The following is a 1,456-nucleotide window of genomic DNA, read 5'->3' on the forward strand; positions in this document are numbered from 1 at the left end:
CTCCTGATGCAGTGGCTGCGATGTTTGAAGACACAGGCTTAGCCAAGAGTCAGTTAACGTACATTGAACTGAATCGCAAAGCGAATCAGCTTGCGGGGTATCTGATAGAGATGGGCGTAGAGCCGGGAGACAGGGTAGGGATTTATCTGGCCCCGTCTTTGGAGATGTTGATTGGCGTACTGGGGGTACTGAAGTCAGGTGGCAGCTATGTGCCATTGGCCACCGACCACCCGGAGGGCAGGGTGAAGTACATCCTGGATGACGCAGGCATAGAGATGGTGTTGTTGGGGCAGGAGCAACTCAGCTCAGCGGCTATAAAAGGCGTGGACGTGTTGCTGTTGGAAGGCGGCGCGACGGACGAGACCTGGTTGTCAGGCTATGGCACAGCCAACCCTGAGGACGTAGTGGAAGGCAGTTGGGCAGAGCAGGTGCCTTATATCCTGTACACCTCAGGGTCCACCGGTCGACCCAAAGGGGTGAAGGTGACGCATCAGGGGGTAGTTAATTACCTGAGCTGTGCTCAGGAGAGTTATCTGAGTGAAGAGCATGTTGGCTCGGTCGTGAGCTCACCGCTGTCCTTTGACGCCACCCTTACGACGTTGTTAACCCCGTTATGTATGGGTAAGTCGGTCACCTTACTGGCGAATAATGAAGGTATGCTGGAGGCCTTGGGTCGTTACTTGATGGGGGCACAAAGCTACCTGTTCAAGATAACCCCAGCACACTTGGAAGCTCTGGATTACCAGCTTGAGGATAAAGTGTCGAGTGAAGCCGGGCATTGTGTGGTAGTGGGAGGAGAGCAGCTATTGGCCACGACAGTGGTGAAGTGGAAGCAAAAGCGTTTGTCCGGTGCGAAGTTTGTGAACGAATATGGGCCAACAGAAACGGTGGTGGGTTGTAGTCAATTTGTGGTGGACACCGAGGCGGATGTAGCAGAGCTGCTTTGTAAAGAGAAGGTCAATGTGCCCATAGGCAGGGGTATAGCGAATAGTCAGTTGTATGTATTAGGCAGTCATGGACAGCTTTTACCGGTGAACAGTATAGGTGAGTTGCACATAGGTGGTGTAGGTGTAGCTCAGGGGTATCTGGGCCGGGATGATTTAACGGCAGAGAAATTTATTTCGAACCCGTTTGGAGAGGGGCGGCTGTATAAAACCGGAGATTTAGTGCGTTGGTTGCCGGAAGGCAATCTGGAGTTTTTGGGTCGGATTGACCATCAGGTGAAAATCAGGGGTTACCGGATTGAGCTGGGGGAAATCGAGCATGCCCTGTCAGTTCATGAGTCGGTGCAGGAAGCGGTGGTGCTGGCCAGGCAATCAGCGGCAGGGGACAGGCAGCTTGTGGCTTATGTCAGTGTGGGTGAAGCCTATGCAAGCTTGATTGAGTCAGCCGCATTTATAGAGCAGTTGCGCTCTCATCTGAAAGGGAAACTGCCGGATTATATGTTACCAGGGGC

The 1,456-nt window shown here is 53.0% G+C and carries 1 protein-coding gene; it reads left to right on the forward strand.

From position 1 onward, the window contains the following. Nucleotides 1–1,456, forward strand: a 1,456-nt coding sequence (locus ACYVIC_RS19660; RefSeq protein WP_460862693.1) for a non-ribosomal peptide synthetase, incomplete at both ends; no start/stop codon positions are given.

Source organism: Rheinheimera gaetbuli, from assembly GCF_054781935.1.